The organism is Aestuariivirga sp., assembly GCF_965227715.1.
Classification (GTDB): Bacteria; Pseudomonadota; Alphaproteobacteria; order Rhizobiales; family Aestuariivirgaceae; genus Aestuariivirga.
Genome location: NZ_OZ245771.1, coordinates 2854794 through 2873437 on the forward strand (window position 1 = coordinate 2854794; position 18644 = coordinate 2873437).

General features: G+C 63.6%; 18 protein-coding genes. 6 read left to right on the forward strand and 12 right to left on the reverse strand.

Going from position 1 to position 18644, the window contains the following annotated elements; genetic code table 11:
• Positions 1–72 precede the first annotated feature (72 nt).
• Positions 73–1422 carry a S41 family peptidase gene (locus ACO06F_RS13585; protein ID WP_421693287.1) on the reverse strand — a complete coding sequence of 450 codons (1350 nt, stop codon included), beginning with the start codon at positions 1420–1422 and terminating at the stop codon, positions 73–75.
• Positions 1419–2648 carry a murein hydrolase activator EnvC family protein gene (locus ACO06F_RS13590; protein ID WP_421693288.1) on the reverse strand — a complete coding sequence of 410 codons (1230 nt, stop codon included), beginning with the start codon at positions 2646–2648 and terminating at the stop codon, positions 1419–1421. The genes ACO06F_RS13585 and ACO06F_RS13590 overlap by 4 nt, the downstream gene beginning before the upstream one ends.
• A 160-nt stretch (positions 2649–2808) precedes the next feature.
• Between ACO06F_RS13590 and ACO06F_RS13595 the strand changes: the two genes are divergently transcribed.
• From ACO06F_RS13595 to ACO06F_RS13605, 3 genes are all read left to right on the forward strand, one after another.
• Positions 2809–3894 (forward strand): AraC family transcriptional regulator ligand-binding domain-containing protein, encoded by a 1086-nt coding sequence (locus tag ACO06F_RS13595; RefSeq protein WP_421693289.1) that lies wholly within the window; start codon positions 2809–2811, stop codon positions 3892–3894.
• Positions 3891–6383, forward strand: a complete 2493-nt coding sequence (locus ACO06F_RS13600; RefSeq protein WP_421693290.1) for an arylsulfatase — start codon at positions 3891–3893, stop codon at positions 6381–6383. Before ACO06F_RS13595 ends, ACO06F_RS13600 begins: the two co-directional genes overlap by 4 nt.
• A 133-nt stretch (positions 6384–6516) precedes the next feature.
• A complete protein-coding gene (locus ACO06F_RS13605; protein WP_421693291.1) occupies positions 6517–7248 on the forward strand; it encodes a hypothetical protein in 732 nt (243 codons plus the stop codon).
• Positions 7249–7347: 99 nt separating this feature from the next.
• On the opposite strand, the gene rlmH is transcribed toward ACO06F_RS13605, so the two are convergent.
• Entirely contained in the window at positions 7348–7830 is a 483-nt protein-coding gene (gene rlmH / locus ACO06F_RS13610) for a 23S rRNA (pseudouridine(1915)-N(3))-methyltransferase RlmH (protein WP_421693292.1), read from the reverse strand.
• Between the two features lie 4 nt (positions 7831–7834).
• Complete coding sequence (gene rsfS / locus ACO06F_RS13615) at positions 7835–8299, reverse strand: ribosome silencing factor (RefSeq protein ID WP_421693293.1); 465 nt, start codon at positions 8297–8299, stop codon at positions 7835–7837.
• A 43-nt stretch (positions 8300–8342) separates the two neighbouring features.
• Between rsfS and ACO06F_RS13620 the strand changes: the two genes are divergently transcribed.
• Positions 8343–8783: a hypothetical protein gene (locus ACO06F_RS13620; protein ID WP_421693294.1), complete on the forward strand. Its 441-nt coding sequence runs from the start codon at positions 8343–8345 to the stop codon at positions 8781–8783.
• Positions 8784–8802: 19 nt separating this feature from the next.
• Positions 8803–10188, forward strand: coding sequence for a glycosyltransferase family 2 protein (locus tag ACO06F_RS13625; RefSeq protein WP_421693295.1), 1386 nt, complete (start codon positions 8803–8805; stop codon positions 10186–10188).
• Here ACO06F_RS13625 and ACO06F_RS13630 read toward each other — a convergent pair.
• From ACO06F_RS13630 to obgE, 4 genes are read right to left on the reverse strand one after another with little or no spacing between them, the layout of a single operon-like run.
• Positions 10185–10796 carry a nicotinate-nucleotide adenylyltransferase gene (locus ACO06F_RS13630; RefSeq protein ID WP_421693296.1) on the reverse strand — a complete coding sequence of 204 codons (612 nt, stop codon included), beginning with the start codon at positions 10794–10796 and terminating at the stop codon, positions 10185–10187. The two genes, ACO06F_RS13625 and ACO06F_RS13630, sit on opposite strands and share 4 nt — an antisense overlap.
• Positions 10793–12064 (reverse strand): glutamate-5-semialdehyde dehydrogenase, encoded by a 1272-nt coding sequence (locus ACO06F_RS13635; RefSeq protein ID WP_421693297.1) that lies wholly within the window; start codon positions 12062–12064, stop codon positions 10793–10795. Before ACO06F_RS13635 ends, ACO06F_RS13630 begins: the two co-directional genes overlap by 4 nt.
• Complete coding sequence (gene proB / locus ACO06F_RS13640) at positions 12061–13197, reverse strand: glutamate 5-kinase (protein ID WP_421693298.1); 1137 nt, start codon at positions 13195–13197, stop codon at positions 12061–12063. The genes ACO06F_RS13635 and proB overlap by 4 nt, the downstream gene beginning before the upstream one ends.
• Positions 13185–14231 carry a GTPase ObgE gene (gene obgE / locus ACO06F_RS13645; protein ID WP_421693299.1) on the reverse strand — a complete coding sequence of 349 codons (1047 nt, stop codon included), beginning with the start codon at positions 14229–14231 and terminating at the stop codon, positions 13185–13187. The genes proB and obgE overlap by 13 nt, the downstream gene beginning before the upstream one ends.
• Before the next feature lie 221 nt (positions 14232–14452).
• Here obgE and ACO06F_RS13650 point away from each other — a divergent pair, with 221 nt between their 5' ends.
• Positions 14453–15166, forward strand: coding sequence for a transglycosylase SLT domain-containing protein (locus tag ACO06F_RS13650; RefSeq protein WP_421693300.1), 714 nt, complete (start codon positions 14453–14455; stop codon positions 15164–15166).
• Positions 15167–15186: 20 nt separating this feature from the next.
• On the opposite strand, the gene ACO06F_RS13655 is transcribed toward ACO06F_RS13650, so the two are convergent.
• The 4 genes from ACO06F_RS13655 to ACO06F_RS13670 form a co-directional block, all read right to left on the reverse strand.
• The gene (locus ACO06F_RS13655) at positions 15187–15711 is read right to left on the reverse strand and encodes a GNAT family N-acetyltransferase (protein WP_421693301.1); all 525 of its coding nucleotides are present in this window, start codon (positions 15709–15711) and stop codon (positions 15187–15189) included.
• Between the two features lie 107 nt (positions 15712–15818).
• Entirely contained in the window at positions 15819–16085 is a 267-nt protein-coding gene (gene rpmA / locus ACO06F_RS13660; RefSeq protein ID WP_421693302.1) for a 50S ribosomal protein L27, read from the reverse strand.
• A gap of 12 nt (positions 16086–16097) precedes the next feature.
• Positions 16098–16409 carry a 50S ribosomal protein L21 gene (rplU, locus tag ACO06F_RS13665; protein WP_421693303.1) on the reverse strand — a complete coding sequence of 104 codons (312 nt, stop codon included), beginning with the start codon at positions 16407–16409 and terminating at the stop codon, positions 16098–16100.
• 222 nt (positions 16410–16631) lie between these two features.
• Positions 16632–18611, reverse strand: coding sequence for a methylmalonyl-CoA mutase family protein (locus ACO06F_RS13670; RefSeq protein WP_421693304.1), 1980 nt, complete (start codon positions 18609–18611; stop codon positions 16632–16634).
• Positions 18612–18644 lie beyond the last annotated feature (33 nt).

Below are 18644 nucleotides of genomic sequence, written 5' to 3' on the forward strand. Positions count from 1 at the left end.
TCCTGCACCCAGCACCCAAAAAAATACCCGGCACAAAGGCCGGGTATTTCGTTCGTGATAGGTTTCGAAGACTCAGTTCGCCGTCGTATCCTTGGCGGCGCCGTCCTTGGGCTTCTCGTCCTTGGGCTTGACGTTGGACACGACCTTAACCCCGTTCAGGAAGTCGATCGCCGCCTTAAGCTGCATGTCCTTGGTCTTGTCCTCGGGAACGTAAGCCGAAGAGCCGCCGCCTTCTTCGCCGCCGCCTTCGTTGGAGAGGTGGCCGCGAAGGCCGGCTTCGCCCTCGGTCGACACGTTCTTGCCCTTGAGCTCGGGCGGCAGTTCTTCCTCGATCACGATATCTGCATCGATGCCCTTGGCCTGGATCGACCGGCCGGCGGGCGTATAATAGCGCGCCGTGGTCAAGCGCAACGCACCTTCGCCGCCCAGCGGGATGATGGTCTGCACCGAGCCCTTGCCGAAGCTCCGTGTACCGATCAATGTGGCGCGCTTCTGGTCCTGCAGCGCACCCGCCACGATTTCAGAGGCAGACGCCGAGCCGCCATTGATCAGCACCACGACCGGTTTGCCATTGGCCAGGTCGCCCTTGGTGGCGTTGAAGCGCTGCGTTTCATCCGCATGGCGGCCGCGGGTCGAGACGATCTCGCCCTTGTCGATGAAGGTGTCGGAGACCGAGATCGCCATGTCCAGCAAACCGCCCGGATCGTTGCGAAGGTCGATGATGTAGCCCTTCACCTTGTCACCCATGGTGGTGCGGAAGTGCTCCATCGCCTTCTCAAGGCCCTCCTGCGTCTGCTCCGTGAAGGAGGAGATGCGGATATAGCCGATGTCGTTGTCTTCGATATTGTACTTCACAGACTGCACGCGGATCTTGTCGCGCGTCAGCTTCTGGTCGAAGGGGTCCTTGTTGGGACGCTGGATCGTCAGCACGATGTCGGTGCCGATCTTGCCGCGCATCTTGTCGACGGCGTCGTTCAGGCTCATGCCCGTCACGTCCTGGCCGTCGATCTTGATGATCAGGTCATTGGCCATGAGGCCGGCGCGCGAAGCAGGTGTCTCGTCGATGGGGGAGACCACCTTGATGACGCCGTTCTCCATGGTCACTTCAATGCCCAGGCCGCCGAACTCGCCGCGGGTCTGGACGCTCATGTCCTGGAACTGCTTCTTGTTCATGTAGCTCGAGTGCGGATCGAGCGAGGCGAGCATGCCGTTGATGGCAGCCTCGATCATTTCCTGCTCGTTGGGCTCTTCAACATAATCGGCCCGCACCCTGTCGAACACATCGCCGAACAGGTTCAGCTGCTTGTAGGTGTCGGCGTTGGAGGCCGCACCTGCGGCACCAAAGGCATGCCACAGGAGCGAGGCGGACACTGCGCCCGCCAGCACCAGGCCGAAATTCTGCAATCGGGTATTCTTCTTCATCCACGCGCCTCTTTCAAACCGCCAATCCACCAGGGACCTGAATCAATGGCCTCGGTGCCATCTCGAAATTCGATATATAGCACCGGCCGACCGTCCTGAACCACTTCACCGAAAAGTGTGACCGAAGCAGGGCCGGAACCCATTTCTCCGACCGGTTCTCCGGCCCGGAGGAACTCTCCCACGCTTGCGGTCAGCTTGTCCATGCCCGAGAGCAGTACACGATAGCCGCCGCCAGGGTTTAAAATTACCATTTGTCCATAAGAGCGGAAGGATCCGGCGAATTCCACCTTGCCATCGGCCGGAGCCGTCACCTGGGCGCCTCCCCTCGTGGCGATCATCACACCTTGAGTCGTGCCGCCCACGCCATCGGGCTCGCCGAAGCGGCGCACGATCTGGCCCTGGGCCGGAAAGGTAAGCTTTCCCCTGGCATCGGCGAAGGCCAGCTTCGGCTGGCGCAGCAGCGCTTCCTGCTGTTCGCGCCGGCGCTGGTCCTCGGCCGCCTGGGCCTGCTGCTTCTGGCGCGCGTCCGACAGTTTGGTAAGGAGCTGCTGCAGGGACTTTGCCTTGGACGCCAGCTCCGCCATGCGCTTGCGCTCGCTTTCAAGATCGGCATTGCCCTGGCTGACGAGGGAGCGCTTCTGCGCCACCAGCGTGCCGAGGTCGGCGCGTTCCCCGGCAAGGCGGGCCAGTTCCTGGGCCACTTCGTTCTTGCGCAGGGTAATGGTGGCCTCGATGTCTTTCAGCTGGTCGAGCTTGGCCGTCAAGGCCTCTGCCTCGCCCTGCAGTTCCGGGACGATGGTGCCCAGCAGCATGGCGCCTCTCAGGGCGGCGAGAATATCGCCCGGCTGCACCACCAGGGCAGGGGGCGGGTTCTGCTCCAGCCGCTGCAGCCCGGCGAGGAGTTCCGAGAGCACGTCCTGCTTCTCGCCCAGTGCGGCCAGAATGGTGACGCGGCTTTCTTTCAGCTTTCCGAGTTCGGCCTCGCTCTGGGCCACCACGGCTTCCTGTGCCTGCACCTGCTGTGCAATGGCGGCGAGCTTTGCCGCCACCTCGTCCTGGGCCTTCACGGCAGCGGCGATTTCGGCGGCGATCCGCGCTTCATTGGCTTTCCCGCCTTCCAGCTGCTGCTGCAGCGTCTGAAGCTGCTGCTCCTCCTGGCCCTGCGCGGGGCAGGCAGCGGCCAGGGCCAGCGCCAGAAGTGCGGATGAGACTGCGAAACGCCGCATGGGTCGGGACGGTGAAACTCGTGTGAGGGGGCCTGATCCCACAGCTTTGCGCGTGAGGCGATTTACAATCCGTTAATCATGTCCGGCCGCCCACCGGTTACAATTTCCGGTGTTGACTTGGTTGAGGTTTGAGAAGAGCCTTTTTATCATGTCCTCTCCCATGAAAGTGCCAGTTCAACGCATCGGTCCGCTGGCCTGCCTTCCCCATGTGCTGGCGCCGCATCATGTGCCGCTCAGCAGCGTGATTGCCGGACTTCCCGTGTCTGAGGAGGACTTCCGGCCTGAAACGCTGCTGCCAATTCCGGTCATTTCGGCCATTCTGGAGCGCGCCTCCCGGCTGACCGGGGATACCGAGATCGGCCTCAGGATCGGCGAAGGCCAGAACCATCTGTCGCTGGGCCCCCTGGGGCAGCTCATGGCCAGCTGTGAAACGCTGGGAAGTGCCCTTGGCACCTTCGCGGGGTTCCAGATGGCCAATTCCACGGCCGCGGCCGCCTGGCTCCATCCCGTGGGGGAGGAGTATGCTTTCGGCTTCGGCGTCTATATTCCGGATCTCGCCTCGAGCCACGTCTATGATGTGTCGGCTGCGGTGGGCTTCAATCTGGTCCGGGACCTGACGCAAGGCGCGGTCACGCCGGTCGAAGTTCTGCTGAGCCGCCCGGCACCGGCCGATCCCGCGGCCTACCGGCAATTTTTCCGCTGTCCGGTGCGTTTCGATGAAGGTCAGACCTGCCTGATCCTGCCCAGGCGTGGCCTGAGCACCAGGCTCGCGAGCGCCGATCCGCTCCAGCACGAACATCTGGTTCAGGCCATGCGGCAGAAGCTTGCCGAAACCCATCCGGATTTCGCCAGCAGGGTGCGCCATGCGCTGCGCCCGCTGCTCATTGCAGGTGCGGCCTCCCACCTGCAGGTCGCCGCACATCTCAACATGCACCCCCGCACCTTTGGCCGAAGGCTCGAGGCCGAGAACGTGACGTTCGAGACCCTCAAGGACGACGTGCGCAAAGCCGTCTCGCAGGAGCTTCTGGCCCGCACGGGCCTTGCCATCGCTGATGTGGGCGCCGCGCTGGGCTACGGCACGCCCAGCGCCTTCGTGCGGGCGTTTCGGCGCTGGACGGGAAAGTCACCATCGGCCTGGCGGCAAAATCTGCACGTGCATCTCCCCGCTGTCTCCAAATGGCAAACACTTGCCGCTGAGGCCAGCGTATCCTCGATTGAACACGGCACTGAAGGAGCATCGTCATGAAAATCCGCATCGCCCTCCTGGCGGCTGGCCTGCTTGCGGCCCTGTGCGGGCCCGCCGCGGCCCAGCAGATCAATGGTACGTCGGGTGCGCCCGATGCCACGATGACCATCAAGGGCAATCAGCTTCCGGCGCCGGCCCTGCCGTTCGGCGGCGTCATCAAGGATGGCGCATTGCAGTCCACACCCTGGTGGCAGCCGCGCATCGTGCCACCGAAGCAGGCGCCCAACGTGCTGCTGATCATGACCGATGATTCAGGCTATGGCGTGCCATCGACCTTCGGTGGCGTCATTCCCACCCCTGCGCTCGACCGTGTGGCGGCCAGCGGCCTGCGCTACACCCAGATGCATTCGACGGCATTGTGCTCGCCCACCCGCGCGGCCCTCATCACCGGCCGTAACCATCATTCGGCGGGCTTCGGCGTGATCTCGGAGCAGTCGACGGGTTTCCCGGGTTACAACTCCATCATTGGCCGCAACATGGCCACCATCGGGCGCATCCTGAAGGATAATGGCTATGCCACCTCGTGGTTCGGAAAAGACCACAATGTGCCGGCCTTCCAGGCCAGCCAGGCCGGGCCTTTCGACCAGTGGCCCTCCGGCATGGGCTTTGAATATTTCTATGGCTTCGTGGGCGGCGACACCAACCAGTGGCAGCCCAACCTGTTCCGCAACACAACGCAGATCTATCCCTTCGAGGGCAAGCCGGGCTGGAATCTCACCACCGGCATGGCGGATGACGCCATCGACTACCTCAACCGGATGAACCAGATCCAGCCATCCAAGCCGTTCTTTCTTTATTATGTGCCGGGGGGCACCCACGCGCCGCACCATCCGACGCAGGAGTGGGTGGACAAGATCCACGCCATGCACCTGTTCGACGATGGCTATGAAAAGCTCCGTGAACGGATCTTTGCCAACCAGAAGAAGCTCGGCGTCATTCCGCAGGATGCGCAGCTCTCGCCCTGGCCTTCAGACATACTGAAGCCCTGGGCTCAGACCACGGATGACGAAAAGAAGCTGTTCATCCGCCAGGTCGAGGTGTTTGCCGCCTATGCCGCCTACACCGATCATGAGATCGGCCGCGTCATCCAGTCGGTGGAGGACATGGGCAAGCTCGACAACACGCTGATCATCTATATCAACGGCGACAATGGCACGAGTGCGGAAGGCGGGCCTTTGGGCACGCCCAACGAGGTGGCCTTCTTCAACGGCCTCAACATGCTGCCCGTCGATGTGCAGATGAAGTTCTATGACGTGTGGGGCACTGACAAGACCTACAATCACATGTCGGCGGCCTGGTCCTGGGCCTTCGATACGCCATTCAGCTGGTTCAAGCAGATCGCCTCGCATCTGGGTGGTGTGCGCCAGGGCATGGCCATTTCCTGGCCCGGCCACATCACGGATGTGGGGGGCATCCGCCCGCAGTTTTCGCATGTGATCGACGTGGTGCCGACCATCCTTGAGGCCACCGGCATTCCGGCGCCAGAGGTGGTGGACGGCATCAGCCAAGCGCCCATCGAAGGCACCAGCTTCGCCTATACCTTCGACAAGGCGAATGCCGCTGCCCCGTCGCGCCACACCACGCAGTATTTCGAGATGATGGGAGACCATGCCATCTACCAGGATGGCTGGATCCTCAGCACCAAGGTGACGCGCGCACCTTGGGAGGCCTTCGGCCCCGCCAATCCCGATCCGCTCAACAATGTCACGTGGGAGCTCTACAACCTCAATACCGATTACTCGCAGGTGACGGATGTCGCCGCCCAGTATCCCGAAAAGGTGGCGGCGCTGAAACAGGTCTTCTACGAGGAAGCCAAGAAATACAATGTGCTGCCGCTCGATGCCTCGGTGGCTGCCCGCATCGTGGCGCCGCGCCCCAACCTCACGGCCGGCCGCAGCGAGTTCGTCTACACGACGCCCATGGTGGGCCTGCCACAGGGCGACTCGCCTCTTCTCCTCAACACCTCCTATACGGTGACAGCGGAGATCGAGGTGCCGCAGGGCGGTGCCGAGGGCATGATCCTCACCTCGGGCGGGCGTTTCGGCGGCTATGGCTTCTACCTCCTCCAGGGCAAGCCTGTGTGGACGTGGAACATGGTCGATCTGAAGCGCATCAAGTGGCAGGGCCCGGATGCACTGTCTCCCGGCAAGCACACGCTGGTCTTCGACTTCAAATATGACGGCCTGGGCGCGGGCACTCTCGCCTTCAACAATTTTGACGGCGTCGGCCGGCCCGGCACCGGCACCCTGTCGGTTGACGGCAAGGTGGTTGATACCCAGACGATGGAGCGCACGCTCCCCATGATCCTGCAGTGGGACGAGAGCTTCGACATCGGGTCCGATACGCTCACCGGCGTGGACGATACCGATTATCAGTCACCGTTCCCGCTCACCGCCAAGCTCGACAAGCTGACGGTGACGCTTGACCGCCCGGTGCTGAGCGCGGCGGATAAGCAGAAGCTCCAGGATGCCATGTTGAAGAAGGATTGATCGTCCGTCGTCTTTGCCGCGTTCGAGGGTCCGTCCCCCTCGAGACCCTCGACGCGAGCTTACTGTAACTGTAAGGACAACGCTGCAACAGCCGGCGCCTTCTTGCCGCGCCCTCATTGACGGAGACCAAAGAATGATCACTCGCAGGACGTTACTTGCCGGCATCGCGGCTGGCGTGGCCGCCATCGCCCTCACCGGCTGCCAGATCGATACCCGCACGCCAATCCGCGTGTCGCAGATTCTCGAAGTCGCTAAATCCGGCGTGCCCTCTCCGGTGGCAGCCGCGGTGACTGGCCAGTTCATCACCCCCGCCTGGTGCCAGGATGAGGCCGGCATGGCGGTTGAGACCATCTCCACGCCGGATGTGCCGCTGCAGCTTCAGGCCTGCGCGCCCGGCGGCGCCACCGGCGCCATCGGAACCTTCCAGATGGCCACCACTCTGGTGAAGACCGACGGCGGCCAGACCGATGCGGTGATTCTCGCCAATGTTCTGGGCAATGACAATGCCCGCTTTGCCGTGTTCAAGCACAACAAGCACGCGCGCGAACTGCTGTCCGTCGGCCTGTTCCTGAACGAGCCGCAGCTTCAGGCCGCCCAGCAGAAGCTGATGGCCATGCCTGTCTACAAGCGCGGCGGCTATGACGGCAATGTCACCTTCACCTTTACGGTGGACATCATCAACGACACCGACAAGCCGGCCAATTTCTACTTGACCGACGTCGATGCCGGCGGCGACCTCCCCTCTGACGAGGCCATTCTGACGATCCCGCCCGCAGGCATGGACACCGTCACCCTCGACGCCCAGACGCAAGCCATGCTCGGCACCAGGGGCTGGGTGAACTTCATGTCGCTGATTTTGAAGTAGGCGACGGGCTGAACTTAAGATCTGTCCGTCATCCCCGCTTTCGCCGGGGTGACGGACTTTCCACTCGAGGGTTCTGCCCTAAACCGATGGCGCGAGGCTCTACGCCCGGTGATAAGGGTGCCCCGCGATGATGGTGACGGCGCGGTAAAGCTGCTCGAACAGCATCACGCGGATCAGCCGGTGCGGCCAGGTCATCGGGCCGAAGCTCAGGATAAGTCCTGCCGTCTCGCGGGTCTCTGGCGCATGGCCGTCGGGACCGCCGATCAGGAAGGCCATGTCGCCCGTGCCGCCGTCCAGGTGGCGGCGCAGCAGCTCAGCGAAGGCTTCGCTCGGCAATGCCTTGCCGCGCTCATCCAGCACGATGGTGAAGGCCTTGGGCGGCAATGTGCCGGCGATCAGGCGTCCTTCCTCGGTCATGCGCGCTGCGGCGGAAGAGGCCTGCGATTCATTGAATTCGGTCACGCCAATGCGCGAGATGCCGCATTTGCGGCCAAGTCCCTGGGCGCGGGTCAGATAGTCGTCAGCCAGTGATTTTTCCGGGCCGGGCTTCAGCCGCCCGGCCGCGATGACGGAAAGTTTCAAGGCCTCACATGGCCAGGCGGTCGTCCGGCGTGTGGGCGGACCACAGCTTCTCGAGATTGTAGAAGCTCCGCACCTCGGGCCGGAAGATGTGGACGACGACGTCGCCTGCGTCCACCAGCACCCAGTCACACTGTGGCATGCCTTCGATCCGCAAGTCGCGGTAGCCCTTCTCCTTCAGCTTCTGCACCAGCTGGTCGGCAATGGCGCCAACATGCCGGTTGGAGCGGCCTGAGGCCACCACCATCGCATCCGCCACGGCGGTCTTGTCATCAAGGGTCAGCGTGACGATCTGCTCGGCCTTGGCATCGTCAAGCTGCGCCAGAATGATGTCGAGCGCGCCCACGGGTTTGGGGGGCGGCGCCTTCTTGCCGCGCGGCTTCCGGGGCTTCTGCGCCTTGGGGCCATCTGCCAGCAGCTCGGCCGGAATCTCCGGCAGCGGCTCGGCGCGCGGGAGCTTGTCGTCCGCCACGGGGGCGGGCCGTCTGTAATGCACCGTCTTGGGCGTGGGTCTTGTGCCAGCCTTCGTCCTTGCCGTGGGCTTCGCCCGGCTGGCCGGCTTCGCCTTGGATGACGGCGCAGCCTTGGATGTGGACTTGGAAGCAGGCTTGGACGCAGGCTTCGCCGTCGAGGTGGCCTTCACCTTCGAAGCAGGCTTTGCCTTCGCAGAAGAGGCCGCCTTGCTGGTGGCGGAGGTCTTCTTCGCGGCGGGCTTGGCGCTCTTCGGAGCGGGCTTGGTCTTGGCGGACTTGGCGCCGGCCGCAGGTTTCTTGGCGGCGGTCTTTCTCGCTGGAGCTTTCAGTGGACTGGTCCTTGGTTCCGGAAATGTCTCTGGATCGCGTGCACGTCACGTGGCCGTCGGTGGTGGAACAACAGTCTTCAACGTAAAGGGTTCGGCTGCACCATTCAAGGGGCGTTGCTCAGTGGGTGGCAGAGTGGCTAGGCTGAAGGCTTGAAAGGCGTGGCCACAGTCTCATGACAAGCAGTGACGGCCTCAACCCCCTGCCGCAGGCGGGCGCTCCGGCGCCGGCCATCGTCGTGCCGCTATGGGGGGAGGACCTGATGGTGGATAAGGAGGCCCTCGCCTCCTTCCGGGCCCTTCACCCCAAGCTGCGGCTCTACGCGATCCTTCTCGACGGGGCGGAGCTTCCGGGCGGGGTCTCTTTTGACCGCATCATCCGCCTGCCGCTCGCGCGCCCGCAGCTGGCCTATGCGGAATCGATTGTGCTGCAGCTTTGCTTTGGGGAGGGGGGTGGGCTCGTGGGTGTGCTGCGGGCCCTTGGCGCTGCCGATCTGAAGGCGGCAGAACAGCATCTCGCCCTGCTTGCCGGCGGGGGTGCGGATGCCGTCCTCGTCACCGGTGCTGCCCCCGCGGATGACACGCTCTTCCTGTCGGAGCGCGCCTCCTTCCTCGCCTCGCTGTGGTCCGCCCTCAGCGGAGAACTGCTGGAAGACCGGGTGAAGCTCGCAGCGGGACTGCTGGGCCTCGCGGGCCGCAGAGGGGTCTCGTTCAACGGCGCCCACGCGGCGCTGCCCACAGTCGATCTCGCCTCTTTCGCCGCCAAAGCAGCACTGCTCCGCAGCCAGCTGGGCCTCACCATCGGGACGCTTCCTCTGCCCCGGGCGCAACCCATCCGGCGCGTGGCGGTGGTCACCCCCTATTACAAGGAGCCCGGTCACGAGCTTCAGCGCGCCATCGGCAGCGTGCGCGCACAGACGAGCCCATGTGATCTGATCCTCGTCTCGGATGGCTTTTCAAATGACATCGCGCGGCAAGCAGGTGCAATTCACATCGAGCTGGGCGTTGGCCATGGCGATGGCGGCAATGCCGGGCGCTATGTGGGCGCCATGGTGGCGCTGGCCAAGGGGTATGACGCTGTGGCCTTCCTCGATGCCGACAATTGGTATGAGCCCAAGCACATTCAGCGCATGGTGCAGCGCCAGCACGAGACGGGTGCCACGGCCGTCGTCTCGGGGCGCAACATCTATCTGCCGGACGGCTTCAAGCTGCAGGTTCCCGATGAAGAAGACGAAAGCGGCAACCATGTGGACACGAGCTGCTATCTCCTCACCAGGGCTTGCGAATATGCTTGGCATCTGTGGGGCCAGATGCCGCCCGAATGGGGTGCTGTGGGAGACCGCGTGCTCCTGGCCGAACTCGCGGGCCAGCGCCTCGCGCGGACTGGCAACAGAACCATGAATTACAAGTCCAACTATGCCTATCATTACCGGCTGGCGCAGCGTCCCGTGCCTGAGAAGCTCAATGCCGTGCCGCTGGATCTCGTCCAGAATTTCTTCCGCTCACCCCAGCACTTCCGCCAGCGCTCCATCAACCGCACGGGCCGCGTGATCAGGCTCTAGACGTTAAGGATCGCCGGCCGCTTCAGGCGGATCGCCGTTGAGCTTTCGGGCCTGAGCGGCATGGGGATGAAGCACCAGGCGGGGGGCTTCATGGTGACGAGCGATCTCGCGCGGTCCGCCGGCACCTGGGACTCGGCAAAGCGTGATGCCGCGGGGCCACCCAATGCCCGCAGCGAATAGCCGGGCCTGGCCAGCACCGCGAGCGGCAGGGTGTCGACAATTTCCAGCCAGTCATGCCAGCGGTGCAGATTGGCAAAGCTGTCCGCCCCCATGATCCACATGAAATGCGCCCTTCGCAGCATGGGATTCAAGGCCCGCAGCGTTTCTGCCGTGGTGCGGGAGCCGATCTGCTTCTCGATGTCGGTGACGATGAAGCGCGGGTGCCTGGCAATCTTGCGCGTATAGGCCAGGCGCGCCTTGTATTCGCCGGTCTCAGTGGGGTCCTTCAGCGGGTTCTGGGGCGAGACCAGCCACCACACCCAATCGAGCTCCAGCCGCTTCATGGCATAAAGTGCCACCATGTAGTGGCCGTAATGCGCGGGGTTGAAGGAGCCGCCGAACAGGCCAATGCGTTGGCCCTGGCCGAAGGCGGGCGCTTTCAGCATCATGGGCGTGTCTGCCCTGAACCCCGCACCTGATATTTGAAGGTGGTGAGCTGTTCCACGCCCACCGGCCCCCGCGCGTGGAGCTTACCCGTGGCAATGCCGATTTCCGCACCGAAGCCGAACTCACCGCCATCGGCAAATTGCGTGGAGGCATTGTGCAGCACGATGGCGCTGTCCACTTGCGTCAGGAAGCGCGTGGCCGCAGCCTCGTCCTCGGTCACGATCGAATCCGTATGCTGGGAGCCATAGCGCGCAATATGGGCCATGGCATCGCCGATGCCGTCAACGACCTTCATCGAGACGATGGCATCGACATACTCCGTGCCCCAGTCCTCTTCGCTGGCCTGCTTCACCCGCGGGTCCGCCGCCATGGACTGGGCATCGCCCCGCACTTCGCAGCCGGCATCGATCAGCGTACGGATGATCGGCTTGAGGTTTCGTTCCGCGGCTTCGCGGTCGATCAGGATTGTCTCGGCCGAACCGCACACGCCGGTGCGCCGCATCTTGGCATTCAGCACAATGGCCTTCGCCATGTCGGGATCGGCCGCCTTGTCCACATACACATGACAGATGCCCTCGAGATGGCTGAACACCGGCACGCGGGCATCTTGCTGCACGCGCGCCACCAGGCTCTTGCCGCCGCGCGGCACGATCAGATCCAGCGTGCCGTTGAGGCCTTCCAGCATCAGCCCCACGCAATCCCGATCCGCATTGGGTACCATCTGGATCGCGGTGCGCGGAAGGCCTGCGATGTCAAGCCCGCGCTGCAGGCAGGCGATGATGGCGGCAGAGGAATGGAAGCCGTCAGAACCGCCGCGCAGGATCGCGGCATTGCCGGATTTGAGGCACAGGCCCCCTGCGTCCGCCGTCACATTGGGCCGCGATTCATAGATGACGCCAATCACCCCGATGGGAACCCGCACGCGGGAAATTTCAAGCCCGTTGGGCCTCGTCCATTTGGCCATCACCTGGCCCACCGGATCAGGAAGTGCCGCAATTTCTTCCAGGCCCTGCGCCATCGCCTCAAGACGGGGCTCGGTCAGCGTCAAGCGGTCGATGAAACTCGCTTTCAGATCCTTGGCTGCGGCATTGGCCAGGTCGCGCTGGTTCTCGGACAGAATGTCCGCGGCTGAGCGGCGGATCTTCGCAGCCATTGCCAGCAGGGCTTCATTTTTCTGCTGCGCGGGTGCGAGCGCCAGCAGCCCCGCCGCCTGGCGCGCCGCAATGCCCAGCGTCATCATCAGCTCGCGGTTCGATACATTCATGTTCATGCGCGCTCTGACCCCATCAGCACCATGTCGTCACGGTGAATAAGCTCGTCCCGCCCGCGGAAGCCAAGCACCTTTTCAATCTCGGAGGATTTGAGGCCAAGAATCTTCGCCGTGTCATTGGCGTCATAGGCCACAAGCCCGCGTGCAATTTCCCGTCCGTTGGGGGCAACGATCGAAACCGTGTCACCACGCGTGAAGCTTCCCTCAACCTTTTTCACACCGGCAGGCAGCAGGCTCTTGCCCTTGGCGAGTGCAGCAGCAGCACCCTCATCCACCACAAGGTGGCCGATGGGCTGCAGCGTTCCCGCAATCCAGCGCTTTCTGGATTGAAGGGCTGATGCGCTGGCCACGAACCAGGTGCAGCGCGCACCTTCAAGCACGCGCTTCAGCGGGTGCGTTTCATGCCCCGAAGCGATCACCATGTTGCAGCCCGCACCCAGTGCGATCTTTCCAGCCTCGATCTTGGTGATCATGCCGCCAGAGCCGAGGCCGGAGGTGGCTTTCCCTGCCATCGCCTCAACCTCGGGCGAAATCTCCTCGACGAGGGGAAGGAACACCGCACCCTTCTGGCTCGGGGGTGCTGTGTAAAGTCCGTCAATGTCGGACAAGAGCACCAGGCAATCGGCTGACATCATGGAGGCGACCCTTGCCGCCAGCCGGTCATTGTCGCCGTAGCGGATTTCGCTGGTGGCCACCGTGTCATTCTCGTTGATCACCGGCACCGCGCCCTGTTCCAGCAGGGTGGAAAGCGTGGCGCGGGCGTTCAGATAGCGGCGGCGTTCCTCGGTGTCGGTCAAGGTCACCAGCACCTGGGCTGCCACCATGTTCCGGGTGCGCAGCGCCTCCGTCCAGGCTTGCGCCAGCGTGATCTGGCCCACGGCCGCGGCCGCCTGCTTCTGCTCGAGCTTGAGCGCTCCCTTGGGCAAGCCCAAGGTGCGGCGGCCGAGCGCGATGGCGCCCGAGGAGACGATGATGATCTCAGCCCCTCTCACCCGTGCATCTGCCAGATCGTCAATCAGGGATGCGAGCCAGGACGCTTTGATCGTGCCGGTCTTGGCATCCACCAGCAGGGCGGAGCCGATCTTGACGACGATGCGTTTGGCTTGCGCCAGCCGCGATTTCACGGACGCCACTCCTCCGTCTCAACCCCCGGCTCATCGGCAGAGCGGCCACCACGGCGCGACGTGTCGATCACCTCCAGTAGCTTCTTCATCGCCTCCGGAACGCCCCTGGTGGTGGCGCCCGACATCAGCATCGGCGTCTTGCGTGCACGGCGCTTGAAGTCCTTGAGCTTCACCTCGATCTCGTCATCCTGCAGAAGATCGGTCTTGTTGAAGGCAATCACTTCGGGCTTCTCCGCCAGCTCCGGCGAATAGGCTTTAAGCTCCTTGCGGATCACGCGGTAATCCGCAACCGGATCCTCGCTGGTGACATCGATCAGGTGCAGCAGCACCGCGCAGCGCTCCACATGGCCGAGGAAGCGCGTGCCGAGCCCGTGGCCCTCATGCGCCCCTTCGATCAGGCCCGGAATATCGGCCAGCACGAAGCTCTGGGTTCCCACCCGAACGACGCCCAGCTGCGGGTGAAGCGTGGTGAAGGGATAGTCCGCGATCTTGGGCTTCGCCGCGGAGACGGCGGCAAGCAAGGTCGATTTTCCGGCGTTGGGAAGTCCTAAGAGCCCCGCATCGGCAATCAGCTTCAGCCTGAGCCAGATCCAGCGCTCTTCGCCTTCCAGGCCGGGGTTGGCGTGGCGCGGCGCCCGGTTGGTGGAGGATTTGAAATAGGCATTGCCGAAACCGCCATTGCCGCCCTTGGCAATGCGGAAGCGGTCTCCGAGCTTGGCCAGGTCCGCCACCATGGTTTCATTGTCTTCCTCGAACACCTGGGTCCCCACGGGCACCTTCAGCACGATGTCGTCGGAATTGGCGCCGGCGCGCAGCCGGCCCATGCCATGGCCGCCGGTCGCGGCCTTGAAATGCTGCTGGTAGCGGTAATCGATCAGCGTGTTGAGGCCATCGACGGCCTCGATCCAGATATCGCCGCCCTTGCCACCGTCGCCCCCATCGGGGCCGCCCATTTCGATGAATTTTTCGCGCCGGAACGAAACGGAGCCTGCGCCCCCATCGCCGGAGCGCACATAAACCTTTGCCTGGTCGAGGAATTTCATGACGGAACCTTGTAACGCGCGTTGAGGAGGCCGCCTAGTCCCCTGTGGCGAATCCGCCACGGTTCCCTGCGGATGGTGCAGTGCAATATTTCTGCCGCCTTGTGACCACATTTAGCAGATTTACGGGTGCCCTCGCTGCGAGGGGCAGCATTCGGGACAAGATGATCGGCTTCAAAGCGCAGATCATCGCCGTGTTGTTTGTGTATAACGAAAGGCAAGAAATGAAGAAACAATTGATTGCAGGTCTTCTGGCTGCCGCTGTACTCGGTGGCATTTCCGCAATACCTGCGCAAGCGGCTTGCAGGGCCGCCACTCACTGCTACGGCACCGTTACCAAGACGTCCTATACAACGCGTGTGTCCTCGCCCCATCGGGCAACGGTCAAGCGGGCATCGGTCCGCCGTTCTGCGGTTCACCGTGCTCCCGTGCACACGGCCTCCACCAAGCGTCTCGCCAGGTCTTCGCGGGTTGCGTCCGTTCCCGCCCGCAAGCGCGTGCATGTGGCCTATGGCGCAGCCAAGCCGCGCAGCCTCAAGCGCTCCTACAGCACCTCGGCCGCGCTTGCCGTTCCGGCCAGCAACGCCTCGCAGGGAAATGTCATCTCGCTCATCAAGGCCATGGCGCCGGCGCAGGGCGTTCCCACCTGGTTTGCGCTGCGCATCGCGCGTGTTGAATCCAACTATAATTCGCACATGCGTGGCGCTGCCGGTGAGTATGGCGTGTTCCAGATGAAGTGCGCCACCGCCAAGGGCATCGGCTTCAGCGGCAATTGCGCCGCGCTGCTGGACCCGCGCACCAACATCCATTGGGGCCTCCGCCACTTGGCGCTCGCGATCGGCGCGTCGGACGGCAATCTCCGGCTTGCCGCCTCGAAGCACAATGGCGGCCTCGGCCGCCGCACCGTGGTGGCCAGCTACGTCAACAAGGTGTTCTGATCTGCGGAAGGTGCGGGGGCTCATCGCCTCCGCTCCTTCGCCGCTTCCCAGTCCGCCTGCGTCAGTTCCAGGCACATGATCGGAACCTCCGCTCCCCGCGCCTTCGAAAAGGCCGAACTCTCCCCCGTCTTCCTGAAGCCCAGCCCCAGCAGAATGCGGCGTGAGCCTTCATTTTCCTGGTGATAGCTCGCAACCAGCTGCGTGTGGCCCAATGCCATAAAGGCGTGGTCCGTCACGGCGCGGGCAGCCTCGGTCCCGTAGCCCTGGCCCCAGTGCGGCTCCGCCAGCCAATAGCCGAGTTCACCCTGCTCGATGCCCATCACGCCAATGGCTTCACCCTGCCGCAGGATCACCAGCACCAGCGCATCCGCAGGGAGCGTTTGGCAATGGCTCAGAAACGCCTGTGCGTCCGCCGGCCCATAGGGATAGGGCACGCGCCCCGTCCAGCGCGAGACGTTGAAGTTCCCAAGCCCGCGCACCAGCTCGTCCGTATCGGCGTCTTGCGGCGGGCGGAGGGTGAGGCGGGCCGTGGTCAGCGTCGTCATGGCAGTCTTCCAAACAAAAAGCGGAGAGGTGGTTTTCCACCTCTCCGCTTTGTTCTTTCACGCGCCGGACCGGTGGATCCGGCGGCAGATGATCGGGAGCCCGCCGGTTACTCCGCGGCGACGGCCGGGATCACGGACACGGTCTGCCTGTCGCCCTTGGTGCGGCGGAAAGCCACCACGCCATTGACGACGGCGAAAATCGTGTGGTCGCGGCCAATGCCAACACCGGTGCCGGGGTGAACCTTGGTGCCGCGCTGGCGGATGATGATGTTGCCGGCAATCACGGCTTCGCCGCCGAATGCCTTGACGCCAAGACGGCGGCCCGCCGTATCGCGCCCGTTGCGGGATGAACCGCCTGCCTTTTTATGAGCCATGGTGTGTTCTCCTTAACCGAGAATTTCGCGGATGGTCACCGAGGTCAGGTCCTGACGGTGGCCGTTGCGCCGGCGGTAATGCTTGCGGCGGCGCTTCTTGAAGATGATGACGCGGGGGCCGCGGTCCTGGGAGGCGATCTCGCCCACCACGGTGGCGCCGACCACATGCGGAGCGCCGATGTTGATGGCATCGCCATTGGCGATCATCAGCACTTCGGCAAACTTCACCTGGTCGCCCGGGTTGCCCTCGAGCTTCTCGATCTGGATCTTGTCTCCGGCTGCAACGCGATATTGCTTGCCGCCGGTCTTGATGACTGCGTACATGTTGTTCGTCCTTGTTTTCCCGCGCCCTTTGGCGGCACTGGAGAACCCTTGGATCCAGTGCACTTCAAGTGCTTGATTTCTCAAGCCAATTTGGGTTGCCGGAGGCAGCGCAACGCGCGCGGATGGGGGTGCCCCAACCCGCGCAGTGGGCGGGAAATATGGGAATTGGCGCGAGAAGTCAAGGAATTGGGTGCGCCGCAGCCCTCTCAACCTAAGTTCAGCTCACGCCGCCTTCTCATCCGCCTTCTTCTCGATCAGCGAGACGAGATCATTCATGATGCGGTTCATGTCGAAGTCCTTCGGCGTATAGACGGCGGCCACACCCAGCTGCTTCAGCACATTCACATCCTCCTGGGGGATGATGCCGCCGGCCACCACGGGAATGTTGGAAAGCCCCGCCGCCCGCAGCCGCTGCATCACCTCGCGGATCAGCGGCACGTGGGAGCCTGAGAGAATGGAGAGGCCAAGAATGTGAACTTGGCGGTCCTCGACCGTCTTCACCAACTGCTCCGGCGTCACGCGGATGCCGTCGTAGATCACCTCGAGGCCGGTGTCGGCGGCGCGCACCGCGATCTGTTCAGCGCCATTGGAATGCCCGTCAAGGCCGGGTTTGCCCATGAGAAAGCGCGGCGTTTCGCCCATCCGCTCCGCCAGGCGTTTGACGCGCGCACGAAGATCGGCAATCGCCTCCCCGCCCTCTGCGCGCATGGTGAGGGCCACGCCGGTGGGGGCGCGGTACTCGCCGAAAATCTCGCGCAAGGCAGCGCCCCATTCGCCGGTCGTGACACCGGCCTTGGCGCAGGCAATCGAGGGCTCCATCACATTCAGCCCCTCCTTCGCCGCGCGCGCCAGCTCGCCCAGCGCTCTGGCCACGGCTTTTGCATCCCGCGCCGCGCGCCAGGCTTTCAGCTGCTCGATCTGCTCATATTCGACATCGTCCTTCACCGTCATGATGGCGCCGGACCCAGCTGACAGCGGCGCGGCTTCGCTGGTGGTGAAGACATTGACGCCCACGATCTTCGTCTCGCCGGTTTCAATCGCATGCAGGCGGGCCGTGTTCGAGTCCACCAGCCGGCGCTTCATATAGGCGATCACCTCTTGCGAGGTGCCGCCGCCCAGGCTCTGCACATGCGCCAGCTCGGCGCGCGCTTCTTGCTTCAACGCCTCCACCTTGGCCGCGATCTCGGCCGATCCATCGAATATGTCGCCATATTCCAGAAGGTCCGTCTCATAGGCCACGATCTGCTGCATGCGCAGCGACCATTGCTGGTCCCAGGGCCGGGGCAGGCCCAGCGCCTCGTTCCAGGCCGGCAGCTGCACGGCACGGGCGCGGGCGTTTTTGGACAGCACCACCGCGAGCATTTCGATCAGGATGCGATAGACGTTGTTTTCCGGCTGCTGCTCCGTCAGCCCCAGGGAATTCACCTGCACCCCATAGCGGAAGCGGCGGTGCTTCTCTTCGGAGATGCCATAGCGTTCACGCCCGATCTCATCCCACAATTCGGTGAAGGCGCGCATCTTGCAGAGTTCGGTGACGAAGCGGATCCCGGCATTGACGAAGAAAGAAATGCGCGCGAACACCTCGGGGAATTCTGCCTCGGACACAGCGCCCGAAGCCTTCACGCCGTCCAGCACGGCAATGGCGGTCGCCAGCGCATAGGACAATTCCTGCACCGGCGTCGCCCCTGCCTCCTGCAGGTGGTAGGAGCAGACATTCATCGGGTTCCATTTCGGCAGCTCGCGCGTCGAAAAGGCGATGGTGTCGGTGATAAGGCGCAGCGACGGCCCCGGCGGGAACACATAAGTCCCGCGCGAGAGATATTCCTTGATGATGTCGTTCTGCGTGGTCCCCGACAGGCTGGTGCGCGGTGCACCCTGTTCGTCCGCCACAGCCACATAAAGCGACAGGAGCCACGCCGCCGTGGCGTTGATTGTCATCGAGGTGTTCATGGTGGCAAGCGGAATGCCCTGGAACAGGGTCCGCATGTCACCCAGATGCGAGACGGGAACGCCCACCTTGCCCACTTCGCCGCGGGCCAGCACATGGTCGGCGTCATAGCCGGTTTGGGTGGGCAGGTCGAAGGCCACCGACAGTCCCGTCTGCCCCTTGGCGAGATTGGTGCGGAACAGGGCGTTGGAATCCGCCGCCGTCGAATGGCCAGCATAGGTACGAAAGAGCCAGGGTTTGTCACGTGATGTCATGGTGTCCGCCATGCTGGCATGGCGCATGTTGCA